Raw genomic sequence first — 23,886 nt, forward strand, 5'->3', positions numbered from 1 at the left:
GCGGCTCCATCGGCCTTCCCAGGATCATGTGACCACCGCCGGATCGAGCACGCCGGGCTGCTCGAAGAACACGTGCACCAGCTCCCACAGGATGTGGTAGGTCGTGACGTGCACTTCCTTGACCACCCGGGGATCGCCGGAACGGGCCACGAGCACATGGTCGACCGCGGCGCTGCGGGCGATCCGCCCGCCGTCGCCCCCGACGAGCGCGACGGTCAGCAGGCCGAGATCGCGGGCCGTCTCCAGAGCCGTGAGCACGTTGCCGCAGTCGCCGTACGCCGAGACGCCCAGCGCGATGTCCTCGGCTTCGGCGAGGTGGCGGATCTGGTGGGCGAAGACGTCGTCGAACCCGATCTCGGCGGCCACCCCGGTGATCGTGGCGACGTCGCCGGTCAGGGACAGGGAGGGGAGCGCCCGCTTGCCCACGATCACCGGATGGACGAACTCCACGGCGATGTGCTGGGCGTCGGTGGCGGCCTCCCCGTTGCCGAAGACGATGAGCCGTCCGCCCCTGTGGAACCGCCGCGCCATGGCGTGGCAGGCGTGGGCCACCGCGTCGGCATCCTCGGCGAGACCGCGGGCCGGGGCCTCGCGACGCGCGAACACCTCCGGAACTGCTGACAGGACCGACTGGTCCATCGCGGACCACATCCCCAGGTCGTGGCCCCTTCGGTTCCCCCTTGGAGAAGGAGCCCCGTATACCGAACGTACGCCCCCATCGGACGGCGAAAATCAACAGAAGTCGGTGATTGCGTAAAGCTCCGCAAGGGGTGCCGAGGCGGGCACGGGGTCGCGGGAGTTCGCCGTTTACCCGCGGCGGACCGGCCGGCGCCGCCACTATGTCCTTAACGGCACACCCCGGCCCCATGGCCGCGGCCGGAGCCGGTGCGCGCCTCCGGCCGCTCGAAAAGAGGGTCTCCAGAACGGCCCGCACGCCGTCCTGGAGACCCTCGTCGTCCCCTGCCCTCACAAGCGGGCGCCCCGATGCCGGGGCGGCCATGAAGGGCCGCCCCGGCACCGGGGGTGCTGGGTCAGGTGCGGGTCCAGCGTTGGTTGGCTCCGCCGTTGCACGTCCAGATGGCGAGCTTGGTGCCGTTGGCTGTGGCGTTGTTCGGCACGTCCAGGCACTTGTTCGCGCCGACGGCGGTGATGGTGCCGTCGGAGTTGAACCGCCACTGCTGGTTGTTCTGGCCGTTGCAGTCCCAGATCAGCACGGTGGTGCCGTCGGCGGTGCCCCGGCCGTTGACGTCCAGGCACTTGTTGCCGAAGACCCGCAGCTCACCGGAGGCGGTGGAGGTCCACTGCTGGTTGGCCTGGCCGTTGCAGTCGTAGATCTGCGCCTGCGCGCCGTTGGTCGCCGTGCCGCCGGTCACGTCCAGGCACCGGCCCGATCCCACACCACGGATTGCACCCGCCGCGCCAGGAGACGGCGACGTCGACGGGCTCGGGCTCGGGCTGACCTGGCCGCCTCCGGTGACGATGTACATGGCCGCGCCGTGCCCCGGCACCGACGCGCTGATCGTCGCCGACGAGGAGGCGGTGGTGTGCGCCCACAGGTCCCGCACCGAATACGACGCCGCCGCGCCCAGCCCCAGCGCCGAGGCGGTGGTCGAGACGGTCGAGGTGGAGGTGCCGCGGTTGAGCAGGACCACCGCGACCGAACCGTTGGACATCGGCTTGCGCCAGACCTCCAGATTCCCGTTGTCGCTGATCTTGTGACCCTGCTTGCCGCCCCAGTCCTGGTTGACCGCGATGACCTCGGTGTTGGTGAGGATGGTGCGGGTGTCGGCGCTCATCGAGCGGATGTCGTTGCCCGCGATCAGCGGCGCGTTCAGCAGCGACCACAAACTGAAATGCGCCCGGCCTTCGGTCCCTGTCACCGACCCGACCCCGACCTCCAGCATGTCCGGGTCGTTCCAGCCGCCCGGCCCCGAGTACGCCTCAAGCCCGACCTGCTGGTCCAAGATCCCCATGATCGAGTTCCAGTTCGACCCGATGTCCCCGGTGGTGCGCCAGGAGTTGCCGGTCGGCATGCCCCAGGTCCACACGCTCTCCTGGCCCCAGTTGCACAGGCTGAACAGGATCGGACGCCCGGTGGCGGCCAGCGCGTCCCGCATGGCGGTGTACCGCTGCTGCCCGTTCTTGCCCTGATGGTCACCGCAGTTGTCGTACTTCAGATAGTCGATCCCCCACGAGGCCCACAGGGCCGCGTCCCGCCGCTCATAGTTCAAGCTGGCCGGGTATCCCGCGCACGTCGTCGTCCCGGCCGAGGAGTAGATGCCGAGCTTCAGCCCCTTGCCGTGGACGTAGTCCGCCAGGGCCTTCATCCCGCTGGGGAACTTCGCCGGGTCGGCGACCAGATCACCGGCCGCGTTACGGCTCTTGGTCGACCAGCAGTCGTCGATGTTGACGTACTTGTACCCCGCCGCCGCCATGCCGCTGGAGACCATGATGTCCGCGGTCTGCCGGATCAGGCTCTCGTTGATGTTGCAGAAGAAGGTGTTCCAGTCGTTCCACCCCATCTGCGGCGTACGAGCCATCCCGTTGTCCAGAGCCAGCGCGGGCGGCGACGTCGCACTGCCGACAGCCACCAGCGAGGCGGCGGCCAGGACCGCCGCCGCGATGAAGCGGAGGAATGTACGCATATGACTCCTCACCCGAGAACGGACCCGGGCCCGATCTCCCCAAAACCCGACTAGATCGCTCAGGATGCTCCTCTCGGGCCCTCTGAGCGTCAAGGATCGAGTGATCGATTCTGGGGAAATATGGGGCTTTCTGCGGTGAAGGTGTGAAACGTTCAGTGATCCGCTCACCGGCGAGCCTGGAGCGCGGGTTCCCGCGGGCGGGAAGAACCTAGAAACCGGTCCAGCGGGTGGGGCTCGCGCCGAAGTCGCGCTGGAGCAGACCGAAGACGCGCGCGGGCCGGACCGCGATCGTCGCGTTGACCTCCGGGTCGAGGAAGCCGATCGGATAGGACGTGCCGTACTTCGCGTTCAGCAGGCCGAGGAACCGCTCGATGGCGGCCGGACCGGTCACCACCGCGGCCACCCCGTCGAGCACCACCGGATCCATGGCGTCCTCGATCGTCACCGTGCACCGGGGCTCGGTCCGGAGGTTGCGGACCTTCCGTGAACGAAGGCCGCTGCTGAACCACATCGCCCCTTCGTGCCAGACGCCCCAGACCGGCATGACGTGCGGCCGGCCGCCGGGGTGCACGGTCGCCACCCAGTAGTTCCTGGACGAGACCAGCTTCTCCTCGGCCCACGACCACGGGAGGAGCCCCTCGGCCGACTCCGAGACGCCGTACCCAGGCATGTACGGCCGGCTCGCTTCCATCTCCGGTCCTCCCGTTCACGGACGTTCACCGACGTTCGCACACCTGATGGACGTCCACGTCTTCGGGGCCTCGTCCCGGCGGTCCGGCCCGTGGAGGAAGACGCGTGCCGCGCCCCAGTGGATGACCTGAGCGCGCGCCGGAGCAAATGTGCGGAATCGAGACGCGGACCGGGGGCCGGTGCCGGCCAAGCCCCATGAGGGGAAAGTTGGCAGGCGGTGCGCGTGTTTGCCATGATGCGCACCGGATGTGGCGTTGTGCGGCGTATCGGCTCCCGTCGCAGGACTTCCCCGCATCGTCACGTCCCCATGGTCACGATCGGGAGCCGGGCAGCGGAGCACGCGAGTTGGGACGGTTCAAGCGGGGCCGGACGCCGCTGGTCGTCCGGCGCGCGCTCAGCGAGCCGTCGCTGCTGGTCGCCGCCTTCTGCTCCATCCTGCTCGCCGCGACGACGCTCGCCGCCCTGACCGCCTACACCGCGCTGGTGACCGACGCGGGCGTACGGCGGGCCATGGAGACGGCGCCGCTCGCGACCCGGGCGACCACGGTCACCACGTCCGTCACCGCCCGGGGCTTCCCCGGGACCGACCGGGCCGTCCGTGATCAGATCGCCCGGGGGTACGGCGGCGTCCCCGCGCCCGTGACGGCGAGCATCGTCTCCGACTCCTACGCCCTGACCGGCCGGGGGCACGGCGGGCAGCCGGACCTGACCAGGTTCGCCACCTACGAGGGCCTCGGCCGCCACGCCGAGCTGCTGACGGGGAGGTGGGCCGCCGACGGCGGGGCCGAGGTCGAGGCCGCGCTCTCCCAGCCGGCGGCCGACGCGCTGCGCCTGGCGGCCGGCGACGAGCTCACGGTCGTGAGCCGCCTCGACGGCCGTCCGGTGAAGGTGCGGATCACCGGCGTCTTCCGGCTGGAGGACCCCTACGGCGAACGCTGGACGGGGGAGGAGCTGCTCCGGTCGGGCACCCAGACCGGCGACTTCACCACGTACGGGCCGCTCGTGGTCGCCGGCCCGGTCTTCCTCGGCCGTTTCGCGACCGGCGTCACCGCGACCTGGCTGGCCGATCCCGATCTGCGCGGCCTGTCCCCTGATCGGCTGCGAACCTTCTCTGCCTCGGTCGCGGGCATCGCCCCGGGATTGCGGGCCGCCTGCCCGGAGTGCTCGGTCTCCAGCCGGCTGCCCGGCATGCTCACGCAGCTCGACCGCGGCGCCCTTGTCGCCCGTTCGACGATGCTGGTCCCGGTGCTCCAGCTGCTGGTCCTCGGCGCGTACGCGCTGACGCTGACCGCGCGCCTGCTCGCCGAGCACCGCCGGCTGGAGATCGCCCTGCTGCGGTCGAGGGGCGGCGGGACGGTCCGCCTCGCCCTCCTGGCGGCGGGTGAGGCGCTGCTGATCGCGCTGCCCTCCGCGGTCGCGGCGCCGTTCCTCGTGCCCGCACTGCTCGGCCTGGTCGGCGCGTTCCCCTGGATCGGCGCGTCCGGCGTGGAGCTCCCGCGTGCACCGGGAGCGGCGGCGTACGCCGTCTCGGCGGCGGTCGCGCTGGCCTGCGCGGCGCTGCTGGCGTCCCCGGCTCTCGTGGGGGCGGGCCGCACGTACGTCGAGGAGCGGGCGGCACGCGGCCGCGGCGACCGGCCGGGCCTGGTCCAGCGGGCCGGGGCGGACGTGGCGCTGTTCGTGGTCGCCCTGCTCGCCATCTGGCAGCTGCGCGGCTACGGCGCTCCCGTGTCCGGCCGGGTGGGCGGCGACCTGGGCGTGGACCCGCTGATCGTGATGGGGCCGGCGCTGGCCCTGCTCTGCGGGGGGCTGGCGGTCCTCCGGCTCATGCGCGTCGCGTCCCGGGTGGTGGAGCGGATCACCGTACGGCGGGCCGGGTTCGCCCCCGCCGTCGGCGCCCGGCAGGTGAGCAGGCGTCCCGGCAGGTACGCGGGCCCGGCCCTGCTGCTCACGATGGCCGTGGCGATGGGCGTGCTCTCCCTCACCACGGCCGCCACCTGGCGAGCCTCGCAGGAAGACCAGGCCAGGCATCTCGCGGGAGCCGACCTCCGCGTGGCGGCGCCCGCCGGGATGGGCGGCGGGGCACAGGATTACGCCGCCCTGCCCGGCGTCACGGCGGTCACCCCGGTCCACCGGGGCGAGGTGGGCGCGGGCGGCGGCGTCGCCACGCTGCTCGCGGCCGACGCCGCGACGCTGGCCCACGTCATGGCGCTGCGTCCCGACCTTTCCGACGCCACGCTTCCCGTCCTGGCGGCGCGGCTGGGCCGTACGGGAGGGGCGGTGCCTGTCGTGGTCACCGCCGGCCTGCGAGGCGACACCCGGATGACCATCGGCCCGGCCGTGATCCCCGTACAAGTGGTGGGGGTCGTCTCCGCCATGCCTGGCACGCCCGCGGGGACGCCGGCCGTGCTGGCCGGCCTGGACGCGCTGCGGGCGGCCGGCCAGGACGCGGCCCCGACGGAGTGGTGGCTCGCCGTCGACGGCCACGACACCACGCGGGCGGCCGCCGCGCTGGCGCGGCGGCCGGGTGTGACGGTGACCGACCTGGCCGCGCTGACCCGGCAGTTCAGGGACGATCCGCTGGCCACCGGGCTGCAGGGGGCGCTGCTGCTCGGCTTCGCCGCCGCCCTGGCCTTCGCGGTGCTCAGCTTCCTGGTCAACGCGGCGGTCTCGGCGCGGGAGCGCCGGTCCGAGTTCGCGCTGCTCGGCGCCCTCGGCGTGAGCCTGCGGCAGATGCTCGCCCTGCTGGCGGCCGAGCAGTCGTTCGTCATCGGCCTGTCGCTGGGGGGCGGCGTGGCGCTGGCCGCAGTCCTGGGGGCCGTGGTGGTCCCGGCGATCGTGCTGACCGGGCAGGCGACGGCCGTCACGCCGTCCGTTCTGGTGCACATCCCGTGGGCCGCCGTGACGGCGCTGGTCCTCGGCGTCCTCGTGGCGCTGCTGGCCATCGTGGCGGGGCTCGCCCGGACGCTGCACCGCCGGGGGCCCGCCGGAGCGCTGCGCGCGGGGGAGGACCGGTGATCCGCCTGCTCGTGGTGCACCGGGGCGTGGCCGCGCTGCTCGCCACGCTGGCGCTGGGCGCCACCCTGCTCGTCTCCGGCCTCCCGCGGATGATGGAGTCCGCGCTCGACGCGGGGATCAGGGACGCCGTCGACCGGTCCCCGGCACAGACGACCGCGCTGGGGATCTTCGCGACCAGGCGCTACGACCTGACACCGCTGAGGACGGTGGACGAGGTGGCCCGCCGCGACGCGGAGTGGCGCGCGCTGCTCCCCCCTGCCCTGCGCGCGGTGACGCTGAGCGGCGGGTTCTACGACTTCGCGACGTCTCCCATGGCCATGGGAGACCGCCATCACCAGTTCCTGACGCTGCAGTGGGTCTCCGGCATGGACCGGCGCATCCGGTACGTCGAGGGGGCCGCGCCCGGCCCGAGCACGGGCGGGAGGCTGGAGGTCGCCCTTCCCGCCGCCACCGCCGCCGAGCTGTCGATCGCGAACGGTGACACCCTCCGCGTCGAGTCGGGCACCGTGACCGTCACCGGCCTGTTCGAACCGGTCCGGCCCGCGGATCGGTTCTGGTCCATCGACACGGAGTTCACCCACGTCGTCCGCCGGCGGCCCCCGCTGGCCCAGGAGGACGACCTGATCATCACCGGGCTCGCCCACGGCGACAGCCTGGCGGGCGCGCCTCTGCCGCTCGTCTACCGGTGGTTCATCACCCCCGACTCGGGGAGGCTCACAGCGCGCAACGCCGAGGCGGCCCTGTCGGGGGTCGGCGAGTTCGGCCGCCGGCTGTCGAACCAGGACCTCCAGCTCTCCCTGTCCACCCGGCTCGACCGCGTCATCGGCGAGTATGCCGGCACCCTCGCCACCACCAGGGCGCTGATGGCGGTGGTCCTCGGCGGCCTCGCCGTGGTCTGCCTCGGCACGATGGCGCTCGCCGTGCTGCTCCTCGCCGAGCGCATGGGCCCCGGTCTGCTGCTGATGCGCGCACGCGGCGGCTCGCTGCCCTCGATCGCGCTGGTGGGCGGGGGAGTGGCGGCCCTCGCGACGGTCCCGGCGGTGGCCGCCGGCTACGCGCTGTCCGCCCTCGTGCCGGGCCCGGCCACCTTGGTCGTCCACCTGGGCCCTCCCGTGCTGGCCGGTGTGGTCGTGGCCGTGGGGGCCGCCCACGTGGCGCGCCGCCACCGACGGCCGCTGGGGGAGACGCGGGAGGACCTCGTGGCGGCGCGCACCTCGCCCCGCCGCGTCGCCGGTGAGGTGCTGGTCGTCGTCCTCGGCGTGGGAGGCGTCCTGACGCTGCGGGCCCGCGGCCTCGGCTCCGGAGATCCGTTCCTGGTGCTGGTGCCCGCGCTGCTCGCCGTCGCCGCCGCGCTCGTGGTCCGGCGCCTCTACGCGCTGCCCCTCCGCCTGGCCGTGCGGCTGGCGGCACGCGGCCGGGGCGCCGTGCCGTACCTCGGCCTGACCATGTCGGCGCGGGCCGCCACGGGCGCCGCCCTGCCGGTGCTCACGCTGCTGCCCGCGCTGGCGATCGCCGCGTACGGCGCCGCCACCGTGGGCGCGCTCGGGACGGCGCAGCGCGAGACGGCCTGGCGGGAGGTCGGCGCGGAGATCCGGGTGGAGCGGGAGGCGGGCATCCCCGCCGACCTGGTGGAGCGGGTCCGGCGGGCACCGGGCGTGCGCGGCGTCGTGACGGCCTCCGTGGGGCAGACCGTCGCGGAGGTGGGCTTCGGCGGGCGTCCCGCCACGGTCGTCGCCGTCGACCTGGACGCCTACCGGCGGCTGGTCCAGGGCGGCCCCCTGACGATCCCGCGCGCGCCCGGCACCGGTGCGCTCGTCTCGCACGACCTGTCCGCCATGCGCGGCTTCGAGATCGGCTGGCCCGAGCGGATGACGGTGGTGCCCGCCGGGGTGGTCGGCGCGATGCCGGCCGTGGACCTGCGTGATCGCGCGCTGATCGTCATTCCCGCACAGCCCGCGCACACCAACACGCTGCTCGTCGGCGCGGACGCGAGCGCGGTCCGCGCCGTCCGCGCCGTCCTTCCCCCGGACGCGCGCGTCACCACCGTGCGCGACAGGGCCGCCGAGCTCGCCCGGGCGCCGCTGGCGTCGGCCGTCGACGGCGTCCTGCGCGCCGTGACCGCGGCGCTGGCCGTGTACGCGCTGGTCGCGGTGGCCATCGCCCTGGTCGGAGGGGCGCCGGCACGCGGGCGTGCTCTCGGGCCGCTGCGCTCCCTCGGCCTCACCACCCGCCAGGCCCGGCTGCTCACGATGATCGAGGTCGCTCCGGCGCTCCTGCTCACCACCCTCGCCGGGCTCGCTCTGGGCCTGGCCATGCCGGCGCTGCTCGGACGCGGCATCGACCTGTCCGCCTACGCCGGAGCGGGGGCCGTCTCCCACGCTCCCGGCCCGGCGGTGCCCGCCGCGCTGGCCGCCGGCATCGCCGCCGTCGCCCTGGCCGGCGCCTACCTCGGAGGCATTGGAGGCAGTCGTGGACAGTCTGGCTGATCTGGAGTCGCGGGCCGGGCGGGAGGCGCCCGCCTTCGGCGCGCGGGCCCACATCCTGTGCGACAACCTCGTACGGATCTTCAAACCCGAGGGCGCCACCGGGGTCGAGGTGGTCGCCCTGCAGGGCCTCGACCTGCTCATCGGCGAGGGTGAGCTGGTGGCGATCGTCGGCGCGTCCGGCTCGGGCAAGTCGACGCTGCTCAACGTGCTGTCGGGGCTGGACGTGCCGACCGCCGGGCTGGCCCGCGTGGCGGGCGTCGACCTGTTGTCGATGACCCCGCGTGACCGGCTGCGCTTCCGCCGCTTCGTCGTGGGCTTCATCTGGCAGCAGACGGCGCGCAACCTCCTCCCCTATCTCACCGCCAGGGAGAACGTGGCGCTGCCCATGCGGCTGGCGGGCGGCACGGCCCGCCGCGAGCGGCGCGCCCGCGCCGGTGAGCTGCTGGAGCTGATCGGGGTCGCCGACTGCGCCGACCGGCGGCCCGGCGAGCTGTCGGGCGGCCAGCAGCAGCGGGTGGCCGTCGCCGTGGCCCTCGCCAACTCGCCCCAGGTGATCCTGGCCGACGAGCCGACCGGCGAGCTCGACAGCGAGACCTCAGACACCGTCTTCGGCGCCCTCCGCCACGCCAACCGGGAGCTGGGGGTCACCACGGTCATCGTGACGCACGACCCCCTCGTGTCCGAGCAGGTGGACCGGACGATCGGCATCCGCGACGGCCGCACCTCCAGCGAGACGGTCCGCCGTACGTCCTCAGACGGCGGGGTGATCGCCGAGGAGTACGCGGTGCTCGACCGGGCCGGGCGCCTCCAGCTGCCGCGCGAGTTCACCAGCGCCCTGAGCATGGAGCACCGGGTCAGGCTGGAGCTCGAACGCGACCACATCGGGGTCTGGCCCGACACCCGGGGAGACGAGTCGAATGACTGAGCGGCCGCTGATCGTCGCGGAGGGCCTGCGCAAGGTCTACCCGAAGGGCGTGGAGGCGCTGCGCGGCGTCTCCTTCGAGGCCCACCCCGGGGAGCTGGTCGCCGTACGCGGCCGTTCCGGCTCGGGCAAGACGACGCTGCTCAACCTGGTCGGCGGCCTGGACAGGCCCGACGAGGGGCGCGTCGAGGTGGACGGACGCCAGATCACCGAGCTGCCCGAGGCCGAGCTGCTGGGGCTTCGCCGCGAGGTCATCGGGTTCGTCTTCCAGACGTTCGGGCTGATCCCTGTGCTGTCGGCGGCCGAGAACGTGGGTGTCCCCCTCCGGCTCGCCAGGGTGCCCGCCGCCGAGCGTGAGGAGCGGGTGCGCGTCCTGCTGTCCCTGGTCGGCCTCGCCGACCACGTCAACCAGCGGCCGTACGAGCTGTCGGGCGGCCAGCAGCAGCGCGTCGCCGTCGCCCGCGCCCTCGCCAACCGGCCGCGCCTGCTGATCGCCGACGAGCCGACCGGCCAGCTCGACTCGCAGACCGCCCGTCAGATCATGGAGCTGCTGCGGGTGCTCGTGCGCAGCGAGGGCGTCACGGTCCTGGTCGCGACCCACGACCCCGGCCTCATCGGCCTGGCCGACCGCGTGCTGGAGCTGCGCGACGGGGTCGTCACCCGGGTGGGTTAGGGGCCGTGCATCCGGGTCTGCGAAGCGGGAGGCGCCTTCACCAGGCTCGTCCCCCAGCGGGAGAAGGTCCTCTCGGTACGCGTCTTCGCGGCGAGGACGGAGCGGACGGGACGTCCAGCGCGGTCCACCCACAGTTCGTAGACGGCGGACCGTCCCAGCTCTTGGACGAGGTCACGCCGGAAGCGGGCCTGGGCGTCCCGGTCGCCCGCTCTGATCTTCCTGTCCTCGTCCTCCTGCTCCAGCGTGAGCGGGGGGTAGGAGCGGCGTGCGACGTACGCCGGGAGGTCCAGCCTCTCGACGGCGCGGGCCACGTCGATGGCGACCGTGTAACGGGCCAGTCCACCATCCACCGTCGCCGACGTCAGCCGGCCGCTCTCCACGATCAGCTCCTCGGTCCGGTGCCCGTCCACCAGGGCGCTCCCGAGCAGCATCACCATGCCGATCGCAGCCAGGTTGTACGACTCGTAGTAGTCGGTGACCTTGTCGAAAAGCTTGCCGGCCTCCACCTCTTCGCCCAACGGCATCTGGAAGTAGGCGGCGTCTTCCGTTTTGATCAGCCGGCCGCTGAGACCTTCCCCCAGGTCGGCTGACAGGTCCGACCGCGTTCCGTCCGAGACGAGGATGACGCTCGCCTGCCCTGACCGCACTGTCCGCGTGACGTTGGGATGCGCGGCCAGGTAGTCGCCGACCAGCGCCGCGACCTCGGCCACGGTGCGGGCGGGAGGCGTGAAGGTGGCGGAGCCGCCCGCCAGCAGGCCGACGACGATGATCAGTGACAGCAGACGCACATCGGAATGGTGTCAACCGGGCGTGCAGGCCGATGCGGGTCCATGGTGCAGGTTCCATGCAGGTTTCCGTCGTTCCCCTCCGTTCCATGCGTTCCAATGCGTTCCACCGCGTTACCGCAGGTGAAAGCTGGTAAGCGGCTCTCAAGAAGCTCGCAAGCGGCGGCCTTTATCACTCAATCAACGGAAATATAAGTCGCCGCGATGAGGGTGAATGAAATGGCACACCGTTCTCTCATGGTCCTTTCCCTGGCCGCCGGGCTGCTGACGACGGGTTTCACCGCCGACCGGCCGCCCGACCCGCTCAGGCAGACCTTCTACACCCAGCACCTGAGCTGGAGCGCCTGCGGAAACGGGTTCGAGTGCGCCATGCTGGCCGTTCCCCTCGACTACGCGCATCCGGCCAAGGAACGCATATCGATCAGCGTGATCCGGCTGCCGGCCTCCGGCCGGGACCGGATCGGTTCGCTCGTGCTGAACCCCGGCGGCCCCGGCGGCTCCGGCGTCGACTACGCCCGGTCGGCCGCGAGCGTGGTCTCCCCGCAGTTGCGGGCCAGGTTCGACATCGTGGGCTTCGACCCCCGGGGCGTCGCCGACTCCTCACCCGTACGCTGCCTGAACGGCCCGCAGTTCGACCAGTACATCGCGCTCGACCCGACACCCGACACGCCGGCCGAGAAGGAGGCGCTCGAGCAGGGCGCCCGCCGGTTCGCCGAGGGGTGCCAGGCCAGGTCCGGCGGGCTGCTCGCGCATGTGGGCACCCCCGACGCCGCCCGCGACATGGACGTGCTCCGCGCCGCTCTCGGTGACTCCAAACTGACCTATCTCGGCAAGTCGTACGGCACGCTTCTGGGGGCCACCTACGCCGACCTGTTCCCCGGGAAGGTGCGCGCCCTTGTCCTCGACGGCGCGCTCAACCCGGCGGCGCCGCGGGCGGAGACGGCGGCGATCCAGGCGCGCGGCTTCGAGACGGCCTTCCGGTCCTTCGCCCGCGACTGCTTCACGGCCAAGGACTGCCCGTTCAAGGGCCGTACCGCCGACAAGGCCGCCGCGGAGCTCACCGCCCTGCTGCACAAGGTGGACACGACCCCGCTGCGCAACACCCTCGACAAGCGCACGATCAACGAGAGCGCCGTCGTGACAGGTGTCATCGCCCCGCTCTACGACCAGAAGGCATGGCCGTACCTGCGCCAGGGGCTGGCAGCCGCGTTCAAGGGCGACGGCACGACGCTGCTGCGGTTCGCCGACTTCTACTACAGCCGGCGCGAGGACGGTTCGTACCCGAACGAGACCGACGCCCAGACGGCGGTCAACTGCCTCGACCGCCCCTACTCGGCGACGGCCGCCGCTCCCGTGAAGCAGTCCTCGCTGCTGGGTGACTACGTGACGGCCGGCGGGGATCCGTGCAAGTACTGGCCGGTGAAGAGCACCACGACTCCTCATGCTCTGCACGCGAAGGGCGCGCCGCCGATCATGGTGGTCGGCACCATCCGCGACCCCGCCACGCCGTACCAGTGGGCGAAGGCCCTGGCGTCGCAGCTGTCCTCCGGCAGGTTGCTGACCTTCGACGGCGACGGCCACACCGCCTATCGGACGGGGTCGAGCTGTGTCGACACACAGGTCGACCGGTACCTGCTCTCGCTCACCCCGCCGACGGCCGGCGCCCGGTGTCCCAAGCTCTGAACCCAGAGCTTTGGTCAACAAGGTTTCCTATTATGGGAGCGCGGGCCGGGCGTGGTTCCGGGGGTGATCACGCCCGGCCCGCTTGCTCGGTCCCGGCCGGGAGCCGGCCCGTCTCGACCCCGCTGATCAGGGACTCGCTGAAGTGGATCTTCTCCGCGAGCTGCACCCCGTACGGCAAGTCCGTCTGGTTCCAGCTTCTCGCGTGGCCTGCGGCTTCATGACGGCGCGCGGTCCGGCGGGGGAGGGTTACCGTGGGAACGGTGGAAGAGAATCGGGCGCGAAGGGTCGTCGACGCGCTGCGTGAGCGCGGCGTCGACGGCCATCTGGCGAGGGTCGGCGTGGACCAGTTCGGGATACGCGTCCGGCTGCCGGGCGGGCGTGAGGCGGAGTGGGACACCGACGGCACGGCGGGCCTCGAAGCCCAGGTCATGCGGGACGGGATGCTGGTCGGCTTCGTCCCCACCATCGAGGGGTCCGAGGACTTCGACGAGCAGCAGGTCGTCGACGCCATCGCGCGCACCGACTACGACCAGCCCATCGCCCGGCAGCGCCCGGTGGCCCCGCCGCCGGGGCCGCCCCTTCCTCGCGCGGGCGGCCTGTTCCGCCGCTTCCTGGACGGCTTCCGCTACCGCTGACCTGTGACCACCCCGCCTCGATGGGACTGATGGGGCTGCCGAAGGCCGCGTATGCTGCCGACCGGGCAACCCGACAGAGCACCGCGTACGACTGGATCACCGTGAAACTCGTCGAAGAACTGCTCGCGCTGCTGCGCCGGCCGAGCATCTGCTACCTCGCCACCACGATGGCCGACGGCTCGCCGCAGCTGACCCAGACCTGGGTCGACACCGACGGCGAGCACGTGCTCATCAACAGCGTCCGGGGCCACGTGAAGACCAGGAACATCGAGCGCGACCCGCGCGTGGCCGTCGCCGTCTCCGACCGGGACGACCCCTCCCGCTACTTCCAGGTGCGCGGCCGGGTGGTCGAGGTCACCACCGAGGGCGCGGCCGAGCACATCGAGGCGCTCTCCCAGAAGTACCTCGGAGCGCCCTACCCCTGGTACGGAGGCCGCGACCAGGTGCGCGTCATCTTCGTCATCAAGCCAGAGAAGATCAACGGCATGAGATGACGGGCCGGCCCGTCGCCCCCGGCCCGTACGTGATCAGCGCCTCCGCGCGAGGGTCACGCCGTCGCGTACGGGCAACATCACCGAGTCGACCCGGTCGTCGGCCACGATGAGGTCGTTGAGGCCGCGGACCGCCCGGTGATGCTCCTCCTGGAACGCCGGGTCGAAGACGCGGCCCCCGAGGAACACGTTGTCCAGCACGACGAGGCCGCCGGGGCGCAGGCGCTGGACGATCGCCTCGTAGTAGGCCGGGTAGTTCACCTTGTCCGCGTCGATGAAGGCGATGTCGATGTACGGCTCCGAGGGAAGCGCCCGCAGGGTCTCGATCGCCGGGCCGATCTTCAGCTCGATGCGGTCGGCCACGCCCGCCCGCTCCCAGTACTCCCTGGCGATGGAGGTCCACTCGTCGCTGACGTCGCAGGCGAGAAGGCGGCCGTCCTCGGGCAGCCCCCGGGCGATGCAGATGGAGGAGTAGCCGGTGAACACCCCCACCTCGACGGCGTTTCTGGCGCCGACCATGCGGACCAGCATGGTCAGCAGAGCGCCCTCGTCGGAGGAGATCTGCATTCCCGACGCGTCGCCCGTGGCCTCCCGCGTCCTGACGACCAGCTCGTTGAGCAGGTCGTCGGCCGGGGTGGAGTGCGTGAGCAGGTAGTCGCCGGCGACCGGGTCGACGATCTGCAGTGCGTCTCCCGCCGCGGGAGCCGTCCACTCGACCTTCAGCTCCTCCTGCGTGGCGAAACGCAGCAGGTGGCGGGTGACGACGTCCTGAACGGTCGCCAGGGCCTCGTCGTCCACCGCCGTGGCGATCATTTCCAGGTGGTCTCCGGACGGGGTGAGCACGCAGGCGCCCCGGCTGAGCGTGATGGTCCCCCTGCCGTCGCCGGCGATCTCGGCGGCGGCCTTGTGGCCCATGTGAGAGACCAGTTGCTTGATGTAGCGCGTCGAGCGATCCGTCGGAACAAATGCGGTCGAGGTGGGCACTTGAGCTCCTTAACGTGGTGTCCAAAGTGTCGAACAACGTCGACACTTCGATGATGTTGTCACCACCGGACGGTTTGTCAAACCGTCGAGGTTCCTCGACACTTGGCGTTGTGGGAGATGAGCTGACCGAGCCGGAGCCCGATCACCTGGTCCTGCACTCGGCCGCGCAGTTCAAGGCACTGGGACATCCGGTCCGCCATCGCATGGTGAACGTCCTGCGCCAGCGGCCCGCGACCCTGAGCCAGCTGACGTCCGCCCTGGGGTCGACCAAGGGGACCATCGGCTATCACGTTCGCGTCCTGCGGGAGGCGGGCCTCGTCCGCCTGGCCGGCACCCGGCAGGTGCGGGGCGGCACGGAGCAGTACTTCGCGCTGGTCAGCCGGGGCTTCAAGCTTGACGACGACGCGGACGCCGGCACCGAGTTCCTGCTCAACGCGGCGCTCGCCGAGATGCTGCCCGCCCGTCCCGGCGAGCCCGGCCACACCGTGCTGCGTCACCTCTGGCTCGCGCCGGACGAGGCCCGCGCGATGGCCGCCCGGCTCCAGGAGTACGTCACCGAGCCGCTTCCCGCCGACAGCTCCCGGGGAGAGGCGTACGGCCTGCTGCTCAGCCTGTACCGGGCCGACATCCCCGCCCTGCCGCCGGACGACGCCGGCTGACGGCTCAGCCGCCGAAGGCCAGAGCCCGGATGTGGCCGAGCATGGACGGCCAGAGGGCTCTGGGAAGGTCGTGGCCCATGCCGGGGTAGGTGACCAGCCGGGCACCGGGGATGGCCGCGGCCGTGGCCCGGCCCGCCTTGGGCCGGATGATCGGGTCCTCCTCGCCGTGCAGGACGAGGGTGGGGATCGTGACCCCGGCCAGCTTCGCGCGCCGGTCTCCGGAGGCGCTGATCGCGGCCCGCTGCCGGGCGTCGCCCTCGGGTGTGCCGGGGTGACGCTCGTAGGAGCGGCGGGCGATCTCACCGGTCGCCTTCTCGTCGAACGGGTAGGCGGGGGAGCCCATCAGCCTCTTCATGGCCACCGCCTCCCGCGCGGCGTCGTCCGGGCCGTTCACCGGGGCGCCCGCGATCGCCATGAGGGCCCGGATGGTGCCGAACGAGGGCATCGTGCCGATCCTGGCCGACGGGGTGGACATGACAGAGGTGAGCGTGCGCACCCGGGAGGGGTGCTCGACGGCGACGGTCTGGGCGATCATCCCGCCGAGCGATGTGCCGACCAGGTGCGCGGAGGTCCATCCCAGCGCGTCCATCACCGCGACGGCGTCCCGCGCCATGTCCTCCAGCCGGTACGGCGCGGAGGACGGGCGGAGCATGGTCTTGAGCCAGCCGGGCGCCGGGGAGCCCGTCAGATGGGTGGAGAGCCCGGTGTCCCGGTTGTCGAACCTCGCCACGTGGAAGCCGATCTCCACGAACGCGTCGCACAGGTCCTCGGGAAAGATCAGCATTTGGACTCCGGTACCGCTGATCAGCAGCAACGGCTCTCCATGCGGACTGCCGAAGGTCTCGTAGGCGAGTTCCACGTCCCCGTTGCGCGCCGTACCGATCATGGGAAGGCCTCCTTGGGTCATACTTGCTATGAACGGTTTTTCAGTGAATCTCGATTCACTGACTTCATGTTCACTGAATGGGGAGCGACTGTCAAGGGGAGCGTTGTGTCCGCAACCGAGCCGGCGCCCGGGAGCCGTAAGGCCATGGCCGCCCAGACCGAGATCGCGCTGAAGGAGGCCGCCCGCCGGGTGTTCGCCCGCAGTGGGTACCTCAACGCCAAGATCACCGACATCACCGCGGAGGCGGGACGCTCGGCGGGCTCGTTCTACAAGCACTTCGCGAGCAAGCAGGAGGTGCTCCAGGCGCTGCTGAACGACTGGCTCGCACAGGCGGGGGAGGAGCTGTCCGTCCACGAGGCGGGCGACGACCTGTCGAACGAGCCCGCTCTGCGGGCCAGGGTGGCCGCGTACTGGCAGACCTACAAGGCGCACCTGCCCGAGATCCTGGCACTCGGCCAGGCGGCCATCGTCGAGCCCGGCTTCGCGGAGCGGCTGGCCCAGATCAGGTACGGCCAGCTGCAGGTCATGCGGGAGCATCTGTCGCGGCTGAGTGCCGCGGGGATCGAGCTGCCGGGCGATCCGGCGGTCCTGGCCTCGGCGTTCAACGCCCTGCTCGAAGGGTTCTGCGGCGTCTGGATCGCGGGGGGCGGAGAGCCGATCGGCCGCGCCCTGGGAGACGACGAAGCGATCGACACGCTCACCGGGCTGCTGCACCACGGGCTCGCCGGCCGCGGCTGACCGGCTGCCGCGTTCGGGCCTTGTCCGCCAGAGCGCTTCCTTCTAGCTTGGAAAGCGCTTTCCAGCAGAGGTGCGCCCCGGCCCCGGAAGTCCGCGCGGTCACGAGTTCGGACATCCACGGTTCCCCCCACCCGCAGGAGCGTTCGTGAAACCGATCCGCACGGCCATCGTCGGCACGGGCAGCGTCGCCCGTCTCCATGCCGAGGCGTTGCGCGCCATCGCCGGGGAGACGGGGGAGGTCGAACTCGTCGCGGCGGCCGACACGGACGCCGCCCGCCTGGGGGCGTTCGCCGCGGAGTTCGGCGTCGCCGCCCGGTACCCGGACGCCGCCACGCTGCTGGAGGAGGCGCGGGTGGACCTGGTCAGCATCTGCACGCCACCGGCGGCGCACGTCCCGGTGGCGCTCGCCGCCCTCGCATCCGGATGCGATGTCGTGGTCGAGAAGCCGGCGACACCGACGCTCGCCGAGTTCGACAGGCTGATCGACGCGGAGAAGGCCACGGGGAGATTCGTCGCCACGGTGTCGCAGCACCGGTTCGGATCCGGCGCCCAGCGGGTGCGTGAGCTGCTCCGTTCCGGCGTGGCCGGCCGGCCCCTGCTGGCCCTGTGCGAGACCACGTGGTTCCGCGATCAGGCGTATTTCGACGTCGAGTGGCGCGGGCGGTGGGAGACCGAGGGCGGCGGCACCACGATGGGCCACGGCGTCCACCAGATCGACCTCATGCTGTCGGTGCTCGGCCCGTGGACGTCGGTGAACGCCCTCGCCCGCAGGCAGGCGCGCAGGACCGAGACCGAGGACGTGTCGCTGGCGCACGTCGCGTTCGACGGCGGCGCCGTCGCGTCCGTGGTTAACAGCGCCGTCTCACCGCGAGAGGAGAGCTACCTGCGGTTCGACTTCGAGCACGCCTCCGTCGAGGTCAGGCACCTGTACGGCTACACCGACGCCGACTGGGTGCTGACGCCCGCACCCGGACACGAGGAGGAGGTGCGCGCGGTGTGGGAAGCCGGGCCGTGGGGCGTGGGCAGCGGTCACCTCGCCCAGTTCCGCGAAGTCATGGCGGCCCTGCGGGAAGGCGCCGCGCCACCGGTGTCGACGAAGGACGCGCGCCCGACCGTTCAGCTCGTCGCCGGCATCTACGCCTCCGCGTTCGGCGGCACCCCCGTGTGCCCGGAGGACCTCGGCCCCGCATCCCCGCACCACCACCGCATGCAGGGGGACGGCCCGGCGTGGTGACATGAGGCCCCTGGGCTGCTCCGGCTCCACGGCCGAAGCGTCGGCGAAGGGATGCCCGCACTCAGGCGGGGGCGCGCCGAGGATCGGCAGGTCGTTCGCACGGAAGACGGCGCTCGGACGGCTTCAGTTCACGGGTGCTCCGCCGCCAGGAGGTCCGTGCGCCCGGCTTCGGCGGCCAATCGGGCGCAGCCGGCGACGTCCCTGACCCCGTCGGCCACCAGGATGTCGTAGCGCAGCCGGAGCGTCGCGCCTGGTTCGACGTCGTGTTCGGTGTCGAAGAAGGGGGCCGGGCACACTCCCGCGTACGTCCCCGAGCGCACGAACCACCGGGTGGGATGGCAGTAGTTGGATTCGTGATCACGAAAGACGACCGTCGAGCCGGTCCCGGTCCCGGTGTCGGTCCCGGCGCCGTCGTGGTGGCCGGCGAAGCCGAGCCAGGGGGAGCGCACGCCCATCAGCTCTTCGCCGCCCGCGCCGTCGGGGGTCAGCACGACGCCGCCGGAGAACGAGTGCGGGCCGCGCCAGAAGAGTCCGCTGTAGCCGGCCGCCTCCCGGCCCCGGCTGCTTGGACTGCCGAGGGAGACGGCGACGCCGCCGACGTTCGTCATCTCCGTCGAGAACGCGAGCTGCCACGCGCCGAGCCCGAGGTGGACCCGTACGGAGAAGCTCCGCCGCTCGGTGAACATCCGCCCGCCCGCCTGGGTCACCCAGTCGAGGCTCTCGACGACGTCGGCCTGATCGCTCGACGCGCCGAGCCGTTCGAAGCCGGTGTGCAGCTGGGTGCCGTCGTTGTCGAGCTGCACGTAGCCCTGGTCGCGCACATAGGTCGGCCCGCCCCAGAAGTTCTCCTCGCCGACGTTGCTCAACGCCCAGGAGACGCCCTTGTGCCAGATGTGATCACGAGGCCGGTAGAGGGTGACGAGCTCGCCGCCGAGAGTGCGCACCGGGTGGAAGTACGGCCGGGGCGCCTCCAGCGGCGACTCCGAGGGCCGGTAGACGTACCGGAGGAGATCCCTGTCTCGCCGGCGTACGAGCACCGCCTCGCCCTGCTCGTGCACGATGTCCAACCCGGCCGACGCCGGCTCCCGGCCGCCCGCTCCGGCACTCCGGACGTCTCCCGATCGCACCGCGCAGCTTCCCTTCGTGCTCGTCCGCGCCGTCTCGTCCGCTGCCGCCTCGGCCTCGCGGTGCGCCAAGTATCCCGCAGCGACCCGAACGGGTGCCTTCTGACCGTGCCTTCGGGGCGTGGGCGCGTGCCGGAATTCTCCTCGCGACGCGGTGGTTGGCGTCTACTGCTCGTGCAGGAGAGAAAGAGGCGAAGGAATGTCCGCACCCATTGAGTTCGCGATCGACACGTTCGGCGACGTCACCACCGACGCGGACGGGAAGCGGCTGCCGTACGCGCAGGTGATCCGCAACGTCGTCGAGGAGGCCGTGCTCGCCGACAGCGTGGGGATCGACGCGATCGGCATCGGTGAGCATCACCGGGACGACTTCGCCGTTTCCGCCCCGGAGATCGTGCTGGCGGCGATCGCCGGGCGCACTGAGCGCATCCGTCTCGGCACCGCGGTGACCGTGCTCAGCTCGGATGACCCGGTGCGCGTGTTCGAGAAGTTCGCCACGCTGGACGCGGTGTCCCGGGGACGGGCGGAGATCATCCTCGGCCGCGGCTCGTTCACGGAGTCGTTCCCGCTGTTCGGTTACGACCTCTCACAGTACGAGGCGCTGTTCGAGGAGAAGCTCGACCTGTTCTCCCATCTGCTCGGAGAGGGCCCGGTCACCTGGCAGGGGCGGCTCCGTCCCGGGCTGAAGGACCAGCATGTGTATCCGAAGACGGAGTCGGGACGGCTGCGCACCTGGATCGGCGTCGGCGGCAGTCCCGAGTCCGTGGTGCGCGCGGCGCGGTACGAGATGCCGCTCATGCTCGCCATCATCGGCGGGGCGCCGGAGCGTTTCGCGCCGTACGTTGAGCTCTATCATCGCGCCCTCACCCAGCTCGAGGTCGAGCGGCTGCCGGTCGGCGTGCACTCCCCGGGCCATATCGCCGAGACCGACCAGCAGGCGCGCGAGGAGCTGTGGCCGCACTATCGGGCCATGCACGATCGCATCGGCCGTGAGCGTGGCTGGGGCCCCACCACCCGCGGCCGCTTCGAGTCGGAGGCCGATGAGGGCTCCCTTTACGTCGGATCGCCGGAGACCGTGGCCGCGAAGATCGCCAAGACGGTGCGTACGCTCGGCGTCGACCGTTTCGAGCTCAAGTACAGCTCCGGGACGCTCGCGCACGAGAAGCTCATGACCACGATCCGCCTTTACGGCGAGGAGGTCGTTCCGCGGGTGAAGGAGCTCCTGGCCCAGACCCCGGCCGCTGCCCCGGCCGGATGACGGCACGGATGGGTCTTTGACGATCAGCAGGCTGCCACCCCGCACGGGCTGAGCGCGACGTACGTCCCGCTCAGCCCGCGAGGAGATCCCCGTCATGGCGATGATCCATCGACGGACTAGCATCTGACCCATCACTACAGCGGTACAGGAGGACAGCCTGGTGGCCAAGCACAACCTCTCCCCGACCTCCGATGAGCCGCCGCCGAAGATCGACGTCACCGTGCCGCACAGCGCCAGGGTGTGGAACTACTTCCTGGGCGGCAAGGATCACTACCCGGTCGACCGGGAGGCCGGCGAACAGTACCGGAGCGTTTTTCCGCAGATCATTGATATCGCCCGCGCGGACCGGGCGTTCCTGGGGCGTGCCGTCGCCTACCTGGCGGGGGAGGCGGGCGTCCGGCAGTTCCTCGACGTGGGGACCGGGCTGCCCACCATGGACAACACCCATGAGGTCGCTCAGCGCATCGCCCCCGAGTCGCGCATCGTCTACGTCGACAACGACCCGCTTGTGCTGGTTCACGCCCGCGCCCTGCTCGTCGGCAGCCCCGAGGGCGCCACGGACTACCTCGACGCCGATCTGCGGGAACCCGAGAAGATCCTCAACGCCGCAGCTCAGACACTCGACTTCGACCGGCCGGTCGCCATCATGCTGCTGGGCATCCTGCACTTCATCGCCGATTTCGACGAGGCCCGCGCGATCGTGAGCCGCCTGCTGGACGCCGTTCCGTCGGGCAGCTACCTGGCGCTCACCCATGCCACCTTCGACATCGGCGACCAGACGACCGTCGAGGCCAACACCCAGGCCCAGCAGGAGTGGAACGAGAAGGCGGACAGCCCGCTCGCGGCCCGCACCCGGGAACAGGTCCTGCGTTTCTTCGACGGCCTGGAGATGGTGGAGCCCGGTCTCGTCTCCATGTCACGGTGGCGGGCGGAAGAGAGCCCATGGGGCACGCCTCCCGAAGTCGCCGGCTTCTGCGGCCTCGGCCGCAAACCCTGAATCCCCGCCGGCCACCGGCAGCACGGCCCCGTATGACCGCTTCTCGACTGACCACTTCTCCACCTGCGGGTACGAACCGGGGGATCGGGGTGTGATCGAATCTGGGGAGTACGAGCGGGCCGGAGCGACAAGGGAAACGACGTCACCGCCTCAGAAAAAGGGCGGTCGCAAGTCCACGGCCCTTCGGCGTCCGGCCTGCCGGGGGCCTGCGGCGCAAGCTCGCGCGGCAGGTCCCCCCAGGACCCCGGCCCAGGGTCACAGGTCGGGTGCGGCCTCGTGCAGGATCGGCCACAACTCGACCGGCTCGACATCGGCCCACGGCATGTCCGCCGCGATCTCCTGCGCTCGCTTCTCGCTTTCGCAGTCCAGCAGCCAGAAGCTGGCGATGTACTCCTTGGTCTCCAGATACGGGCCGTCGGTCACGGCCGGGGCCCCGTCCTTGCGCAGCACCAGTTGAGCGGCCGCCGCGTCGGCCAGTCCGTAGGCGCCCAGCAACTCGCCGGTCTCCCTGTACTTCTCGTTGAACGCGGCCTGCTTGGCGAGGGCCTCCGGCCACTCCTCCGCCGGGATCGAGCTCCACTTCTCCTGGTTGCCGTAGATCAGCAGCAGATACTTCATCTCGGGCATCCTTCCGGCCCGCGCACCCCGTCGGCGCGCTGTCGTCTGGTTGTCGGAGCGGGCGCGCCGTCCTCGACATCCCTACCGACATTTTCCCGCTCAATTCCGCGTCAGGGCCGCTTGAGAGGGCTGATTGAGAGGGCGGACTGAGAGTGCCGACTGGGAGGGCCGCTCGAGAGGGGAGGACCAGCCACCTCGCCGAGCGAGGCGGCCGGCCCGTTCCGAGTCAGGCCGGGATCTGCTTCTCGTTCCAGGTGTAGTAGATGTAGGTACTGCCGGGCCCGGTCATCGTGCCGTAGACCTGCCAGAAGCCGTAGGCGCCGGGCGAGTAGCGGAAGACCTTGTCCCCGGGCCGGTCGTCCACGAACACGCTTGTGGACCCGTCGGCGTACCGGATCCGTGCCTCGATCGTGAACGTCGAGGTGTCCGGGATGTCGAGGCAGACCTCGTACGTATACGCCACCGGACCGGAGATGTTGTAGCTACGACCGTCCACCGCCGGCCGCTGGACGTTGGTGGGGACGTAGCTCGTCAGAACCCGGGTGTACCCGCCCGTGGAGCAGTCGACCGCAGCGGCGGCGGACGCGGGACTGACGCCGGTGAGCGTGGCGCCGAGGACGCCGGCGGCGACGGCGAGAACGGGGATGGTGCGCTTCATGCCTCTCCTCATCCGTGCAAGTGCCCCTCCAACCGATTAGTTGAAGGCTAAACTGATCCTGACTCGGTTGCCGTGTTCGGACAAGTCCGGGCGAGATTTTGTGTACGTTCGCCGTCAAGCGGGTCACGTTCGGCCCTCATTGATGAACCTGGCCAACTTGTGCGTCCACCAGATGACCCGCCGCCTCGCCCGTGACCTGGCAGGACCGCCAGGCCACGGCTGCTGGAACGGCCCTCCACCGTTGCCGGCGCTGACCGGCCCCGACCGGCGCGGCAAGGTCCTGGAACTCCTGGCCGCCCAGCGCTGGCGGCCATGGAAAGGCACCGAGCTGGCCGCCTTCCTCGCAGTCGACACGTCAACGGCTTCCGCGTCCAGCTGTCCCACGGTCACAGCAAGGCCACATCACAAGATCGGTCCAGCCCTCTACGCACCCGCACTTAAGCATCTGTGAACAGGCTCTAAGTCCTTCGGTGTCGGTGTCGGTGTCGGTGTCGGTGCCGGTGCCGGTGTCGGGCTCCTTGGGGCCGGTGATGATTCGTGGCGGTGTGGGTGCGCCCGCTGTTGTTCGGGGTTGGGTGGCGTGGTTGGCGGGTGGGGCCACTGGGTTAGCGGTGGGGTGTGGGTATGTGGTGGTGGCGTTTGGGGTGGTGGAGGAGGGTCCAGGTGCCGTCGGGGTTGCGGTGGGTGGTGTAGCGGTGGGGGTGG

General features: G+C 71.4%; 21 protein-coding genes. 12 read left to right on the forward strand and 9 right to left on the reverse strand.

Annotated elements, in window-relative coordinates:
• Positions 1-24: 24 nt before the first annotated feature.
• The 3 genes from AB0B72_RS18505 to AB0B72_RS18515 all read right to left on the reverse strand — a co-directional run bounded on the left by AB0B72_RS18505 (position 25) and on the right by AB0B72_RS18515 (position 3,336).
• Positions 25-639: an SIS domain-containing protein gene (locus AB0B72_RS18505; RefSeq protein ID WP_367740016.1), complete on the reverse strand. Its 615-nt coding sequence runs from the start codon at positions 637-639 to the stop codon at positions 25-27.
• A 392-nt stretch (positions 640-1,031) separates the two neighbouring features.
• Positions 1,032-2,645, reverse strand: a complete 1,614-nt coding sequence (locus AB0B72_RS18510; RefSeq protein ID WP_367740017.1) for a lectin — start codon at positions 2,643-2,645, stop codon at positions 1,032-1,034.
• 208 nt (positions 2,646-2,853) lie between these two features.
• Complete coding sequence (locus tag AB0B72_RS18515) at positions 2,854-3,336, reverse strand: pyridoxamine 5'-phosphate oxidase family protein (protein ID WP_367740018.1); 483 nt, start codon at positions 3,334-3,336, stop codon at positions 2,854-2,856.
• A 344-nt stretch (positions 3,337-3,680) separates the two neighbouring features.
• On the opposite strand from AB0B72_RS18515, the gene AB0B72_RS18520 reads away from it, so the two are divergent.
• From AB0B72_RS18520 to AB0B72_RS18535, 4 genes are read left to right on the forward strand one after another with little or no spacing between them, the layout of a single operon-like run.
• Complete coding sequence (locus tag AB0B72_RS18520; RefSeq protein ID WP_367740019.1) at positions 3,681-6,350, forward strand: FtsX-like permease family protein; 2,670 nt, start codon at positions 3,681-3,683, stop codon at positions 6,348-6,350.
• The gene (locus AB0B72_RS18525; protein WP_367740020.1) at positions 6,347-8,836 is read left to right on the forward strand and encodes a hypothetical protein; all 2,490 of its coding nucleotides are present in this window, start codon (positions 6,347-6,349) and stop codon (positions 8,834-8,836) included. Before AB0B72_RS18520 ends, AB0B72_RS18525 begins: the two co-directional genes overlap by 4 nt.
• The gene (locus tag AB0B72_RS18530) at positions 8,820-9,761 is read left to right on the forward strand and encodes an ABC transporter ATP-binding protein (protein ID WP_367740021.1); all 942 of its coding nucleotides are present in this window, start codon (positions 8,820-8,822) and stop codon (positions 9,759-9,761) included. The genes AB0B72_RS18525 and AB0B72_RS18530 overlap by 17 nt, the downstream gene beginning before the upstream one ends.
• Positions 9,754-10,431, forward strand: a complete 678-nt coding sequence (locus tag AB0B72_RS18535; RefSeq protein WP_367740022.1) for an ABC transporter ATP-binding protein — start codon at positions 9,754-9,756, stop codon at positions 10,429-10,431. Before AB0B72_RS18530 ends, AB0B72_RS18535 begins: the two co-directional genes overlap by 8 nt.
• Here the strand turns inward: AB0B72_RS18535 and AB0B72_RS18540 are convergent.
• Entirely contained in the window at positions 10,428-11,219 is a 792-nt protein-coding gene (locus AB0B72_RS18540) for a hypothetical protein (RefSeq protein WP_367740023.1), read from the reverse strand. The two genes, AB0B72_RS18535 and AB0B72_RS18540, sit on opposite strands and share 4 nt — an antisense overlap.
• Positions 11,220-11,435: 216 nt before the next feature.
• Between AB0B72_RS18540 and AB0B72_RS18545 the strand changes: the two genes are divergently transcribed.
• The 3 genes from AB0B72_RS18545 to AB0B72_RS18555 all read left to right on the forward strand — a co-directional run bounded on the left by AB0B72_RS18545 (position 11,436) and on the right by AB0B72_RS18555 (position 14,028).
• On the forward strand, positions 11,436-12,899 hold the full coding sequence (locus AB0B72_RS18545; protein WP_367740024.1) for an alpha/beta hydrolase: 1,464 nt from the start codon (positions 11,436-11,438) through the stop codon (positions 12,897-12,899).
• A gap of 260 nt (positions 12,900-13,159) precedes the next feature.
• Positions 13,160-13,534: a hypothetical protein gene (locus tag AB0B72_RS18550; protein WP_367740025.1), complete on the forward strand. Its 375-nt coding sequence runs from the start codon at positions 13,160-13,162 to the stop codon at positions 13,532-13,534.
• Positions 13,535-13,554: 20 nt separating this feature from the next.
• Complete coding sequence (locus AB0B72_RS18555; protein WP_367740026.1) at positions 13,555-14,028, forward strand: PPOX class F420-dependent oxidoreductase; 474 nt, start codon at positions 13,555-13,557, stop codon at positions 14,026-14,028.
• Positions 14,029-14,061: 33 nt separating this feature from the next.
• Here the strand turns inward: AB0B72_RS18555 and AB0B72_RS18560 are convergent, their stop codons facing one another.
• Positions 14,062-15,009 (reverse strand): DUF2218 domain-containing protein, encoded by a 948-nt coding sequence (locus AB0B72_RS18560; RefSeq protein ID WP_367740027.1) that lies wholly within the window; start codon positions 15,007-15,009, stop codon positions 14,062-14,064.
• A 110-nt stretch (positions 15,010-15,119) separates the two neighbouring features.
• On the opposite strand from AB0B72_RS18560, the gene AB0B72_RS18565 reads away from it, so the two are divergent.
• Positions 15,120-15,668, forward strand: coding sequence for an ArsR/SmtB family transcription factor (locus AB0B72_RS18565; RefSeq protein ID WP_367740028.1), 549 nt, complete (start codon positions 15,120-15,122; stop codon positions 15,666-15,668).
• Between the two features lie 4 nt (positions 15,669-15,672).
• Here the strand turns inward: AB0B72_RS18565 and AB0B72_RS18570 are convergent, their stop codons facing one another.
• On the reverse strand, positions 15,673-16,554 hold the full coding sequence (locus tag AB0B72_RS18570) for an alpha/beta fold hydrolase (protein WP_367740029.1): 882 nt from the start codon (positions 16,552-16,554) through the stop codon (positions 15,673-15,675).
• A 105-nt stretch (positions 16,555-16,659) separates the two neighbouring features.
• Here AB0B72_RS18570 and AB0B72_RS18575 point away from each other — a divergent pair, with 105 nt between their 5' ends.
• Both AB0B72_RS18575 and AB0B72_RS18580 read left to right on the forward strand, forming a co-directional pair.
• Positions 16,660-17,292 carry a TetR/AcrR family transcriptional regulator gene (locus AB0B72_RS18575; protein WP_367740030.1) on the forward strand — a complete coding sequence of 211 codons (633 nt, stop codon included), beginning with the start codon at positions 16,660-16,662 and terminating at the stop codon, positions 17,290-17,292.
• A 145-nt stretch (positions 17,293-17,437) separates the two neighbouring features.
• Positions 17,438-18,526 (forward strand): Gfo/Idh/MocA family protein, encoded by a 1,089-nt coding sequence (locus AB0B72_RS18580; RefSeq protein WP_367740032.1) that lies wholly within the window; start codon positions 17,438-17,440, stop codon positions 18,524-18,526.
• A 128-nt stretch (positions 18,527-18,654) separates the two neighbouring features.
• On the opposite strand, the gene AB0B72_RS18585 is transcribed toward AB0B72_RS18580, so the two are convergent.
• Positions 18,655-19,653, reverse strand: a complete 999-nt coding sequence (locus AB0B72_RS18585) for a PmoA family protein (protein ID WP_367740033.1) — start codon at positions 19,651-19,653, stop codon at positions 18,655-18,657.
• A 196-nt stretch (positions 19,654-19,849) separates the two neighbouring features.
• Between AB0B72_RS18585 and AB0B72_RS18590 the strand changes: the two genes are divergently transcribed.
• Together AB0B72_RS18590 and AB0B72_RS18595 are read left to right on the forward strand one after the other, a co-directional pair.
• Positions 19,850-20,908, forward strand: a complete 1,059-nt coding sequence (locus AB0B72_RS18590) for an LLM class flavin-dependent oxidoreductase (RefSeq protein WP_367740034.1) — start codon at positions 19,850-19,852, stop codon at positions 20,906-20,908.
• Positions 20,909-21,068: 160 nt separating this feature from the next.
• Positions 21,069-21,905 carry an SAM-dependent methyltransferase gene (locus AB0B72_RS18595; protein ID WP_367740035.1) on the forward strand — a complete coding sequence of 279 codons (837 nt, stop codon included), beginning with the start codon at positions 21,069-21,071 and terminating at the stop codon, positions 21,903-21,905.
• A 255-nt stretch (positions 21,906-22,160) separates the two neighbouring features.
• On the opposite strand, the gene AB0B72_RS18600 is transcribed toward AB0B72_RS18595, so the two are convergent.
• Together AB0B72_RS18600 and AB0B72_RS18605 are read right to left on the reverse strand one after the other, a co-directional pair.
• Positions 22,161-22,523, reverse strand: coding sequence for a YciI family protein (locus AB0B72_RS18600; protein WP_367740036.1), 363 nt, complete (start codon positions 22,521-22,523; stop codon positions 22,161-22,163).
• Positions 22,524-22,749: 226 nt separating this feature from the next.
• Positions 22,750-23,181: a hypothetical protein gene (locus AB0B72_RS18605; protein WP_367740037.1), complete on the reverse strand. Its 432-nt coding sequence runs from the start codon at positions 23,179-23,181 to the stop codon at positions 22,750-22,752.
• Positions 23,182-23,886 lie beyond the last annotated feature (705 nt).

Origin of the sequence: Microbispora sp. NPDC049125 (assembly GCF_040802045.1) — a bacterium.
In the GTDB taxonomy this organism is placed as follows: Bacteria; Actinomycetota; Actinomycetes; order Streptosporangiales; family Streptosporangiaceae; genus Microbispora.